Origin of the sequence: Paraburkholderia sp. GAS448 (assembly GCF_050435685.1) — a bacterium.
Taxonomy (GTDB): Bacteria; Pseudomonadota; Gammaproteobacteria; order Burkholderiales; family Burkholderiaceae; genus Paraburkholderia.
Genome location: NZ_JBNDKT010000115.1, coordinates 1 through 3168, shown reverse-complemented (window position 1 = coordinate 3168; position 3168 = coordinate 1). Strand labels below are relative to the sequence as shown.

General features: G+C 60.4%; 3 protein-coding genes. All 3 read left to right on the top strand.

The genetic code is table 11. The features are described from left to right. Nucleotides 1-252 precede the first annotated feature (252 nt). A complete protein-coding gene (istA, locus tag P3T23_RS47350) occupies nucleotides 253-1749 on the top strand; it encodes an IS21 family transposase (RefSeq protein WP_429322902.1) in 1497 nt (498 codons plus the stop codon). Beyond that, nucleotides 1746-2567, top strand: coding sequence for an IS21-like element helper ATPase IstB (gene istB, locus P3T23_RS47345; RefSeq protein WP_062092298.1), 822 nt, complete (start codon nucleotides 1746-1748; stop codon nucleotides 2565-2567). Before istA ends, istB begins: the two co-directional genes overlap by 4 nt. Nucleotides 2568-2623: 56 nt before the next feature. Continuing rightward, nucleotides 2624-3168, top strand: a 545-nt coding sequence (locus P3T23_RS47340; RefSeq protein WP_429322901.1) for a transposase, incomplete at its 3' end; no start/stop codon positions are given.

The following is a 3168-nucleotide window of genomic DNA, read 5'->3' as shown; positions in this document are numbered from 1 at the left end:
GCTACTACGTCTGGGACTCTTGCCGGAAGGCTATATTTACCCGGCACAGGAACGGCAGGTGCGGGACCTCTCGCGCAAGCGGATGCAACTGGTGCTGGACGGCGACAATCATGTTGGCCGGTGTAGCGGCGAAGGTTTTGGCCGGTGATGTGGAGTCGAAGGCGGCGTAGCCGCCGAAGGCGACGCATCACCGGCGGCGCCGAGTCGGCCGGGCTCTACGATGGCTGATCGAATAAAAAAGCGATCAGCTACATGTCTGGAACCCGCATTACCGACCAACAGGTTCGCCTCTACATGTCTAAACGCAAACATCACTCGCAGGAGATCGCCGCAGCGAAGGCTGGCATCAGCGTACGCAGCGCCCGGCGCATAGAAGGAGCCGCCACGATGCCTTCCCAGAAGCCGCGCGGCTACTGGCGCTCACGCCCCGACCCGTTCGCTGACGTCTGGGACACCGAAGTCGTTCCGATGCTTGCAAATGCGCCGCAACTTCAGGCGATCACGATCCTGCGCAAACTGCAGGACGATCACGCCGGACAGTATCCCGACAGCACACGTCGCACACTTGAGCGGCGCGTGAGGCAATGGAGGGCGATGTCCGGTCCGCCGAAGGAAGTCTTCTTCCCCCAGCAGCATGAGCCCGGCGCACGCGGTCTGTCCGACTTTACCGACATGGCCGAAGTGCGCGTGACGATCGCTGGCATTCAGTTCGATCACCGCCTGTATCACTTCGTGCTCGCGTTCTCACGCTGGGAATACGTCAACGTCGTTGAAGGCGGCGAGAGCTTCGAGGCCCTGTCCATGGGATTGCAGAACGCCCTGTGGCAGGCAGGCGGATGTCCGCGCGAACATCGCACCGATAGCCTGTCAGCGGCGTTCAGAAACCTTGCCGACGAAGACGACTTCACGGCACGCTATGCGGCGCTGCTTGAGCACTACGGCATGCACGGCACGCGCAACAATCGTGGCCTCGGTCACGAGAATGGCAGCGTTGAATCGTCGCATCGCTATCTTAAAGAAGCCGTCGATCAGGCGTTGATGTTGCGCGGTCATCGAGACTTCGTCGATCGTGCGGCCTACAACGAGTTTCTGCGCGAGATCGTCATGCGCCGTAACCGGCGTAACGCGGCGGCGTTCCGCCTTGAGCGCGAACAGCTCATGGATCTGCCGCCAAGGCGCACGACCGACTTCGTAGAGGAAGAAGCGCGCGTCACACGCTGCAGCACATTCACTGTGCGCGGCATTCTGTACAGCGCGCCATCGCGCCTGATTGGCCACCGCCTGAAGGTGCGCGTTTATGGTGACCGGCTTGACTGCTATCTGTCCGGCGCACTGGTGCACAGTACCCCGCGAGGCTCGCGTGCCGGCAATAACCGTCGTTCACTGGATTACCGACACTTCATCGAGAGCCTCAAACGCAAGCCACAGGCCTTCAAGGGACTTGCGTTTCGCGACGAGCTGTTCCCGCGTGAAGCCTATCGCCGGACATGGGAACAGCTGGAGGTAAGATTGGCGCAACGCGAGGCGTGCAAGACGATGGTCGGATTGCTCGAGCTCGCCGCGATGGATGGCGTCGAGGCTCTGTTGGCCGCGCGCCTGAATGCCTTGCTCGTTGACGGTAATCTGCCCGATCTGAAGGCGTTGCGCGAGGAATTTGCGCCACGTCATGCCGCTTGCCCGGTCGTCAATGTCGAGATGCCACCTGTAAGCAGCTATGACGACCTGCTGCACAAGGAGGTGGCGGCATGAGCACACCCGCTTACGATGCTGGCCGTCTGGCCCTGATGCTCAATGAACTGCGCCTGCCGACGATCGCCCGTCTGTGGCCCGAGTTTGCGCAGCGTTCCGATAAGGAAGGCTGGCAGGCTACGCGGTTGCTCGGCGCACTGCTCGAGCACGAACTGGCCGAACGGGCGAAACGACGCATCGAACGACACCGTGCCGAGTCGCATCTGGACCCGACCAAAACGCTTGCAACCTTCGACTTCAGCATGGTGCCGATGGTCTCGAAGGCGCACGTTATGGCACTCGCGACCGGCGACGCATGGCTTGAGAAAGGCGCCACGGCGCTTCTGTTTGGGCCGCCCGGGGCTGGAAAAAGTCATCTGGGTTCGGCCATCGGACACGCGCTGATCGACGCAGGCTACCGGGTGATGTTCACGCGCACCAGCGAGCTCGTGCAGAAGTTGCAGGCTGCACGGCAGAGCCTGCAGTTACCGTCGGCCCTTGCCAAACTAGATCGGTTCGACCTGATCATCCTGGACGACCTGTCGTACGCCCGCAAGGACCAGGCTGAAACGAGCGTGCTGTTCGAACTGATCGCCGAAAGATACGAGCGCCGTAGCCTCCTCATCACGGCTAACCAGCCGTTCTCGGGCTGGAACGACGTGTTCCCGGATCCGGGCATGACCGTCGCTGCAATTGACCGGCTCGTCCATCATTCGACGATCTTCGAGATGAATGTCGAAAGCTACCGTCGTCGTACCGCCAGCGACAAACAGAACAGCCGGCGCCGACAATCATCCAGCGACAATCAAAAGGAAGGAGCGACAAACATGGCTGAATAACCGCCGACAATCAACCCGGTCGACCGGCCAAGATGGTTGTCGGTAAACCGGCCATCTTGCTTGACGTTATCCAGGTGCAGTGTCGCACGGCCCAGATCCTCGCGATCGAGAACCTGTTCTCACGTCAGACAGGTGGACAGATGCAGGGTGAACGGGTCAAGCGTCTCGATGAGACGCAGGTCAACAGATTCGGTTTTGCGCCGGATGTATCGCTTGCGATGCAGGCCAATCTGGCGGTGATGCAAACGTTGCAGGATGAGATCGGACTCATCGAGAAGCGACTCATGGAGCGCGTCAAACTGCACCCAGACTATGCACTACTGAAGTCGGTGCCCGGCATTGGTCCGGTTCTCGCGACCACGATCATGCTGGAAACCGGAACCATTTCACGTTTTGCCAAGGTTGGCAATTTCAGTTCGTACTGCCGCTGCGTGGACAGCCGACGCGAAAGCAACAGCAGGAGGAAAGGAGCAGGCAACACGAAGAACGGCAACAAGTATCTGGCGTGGGCATTTGTCGAAGCGGCCAACTTTGCGATTCGCTCGTGCCCGGAAGCCCGGCGCTTTTACGAGCGCAAGAAGCGTGCAAGGAACAGGATTGT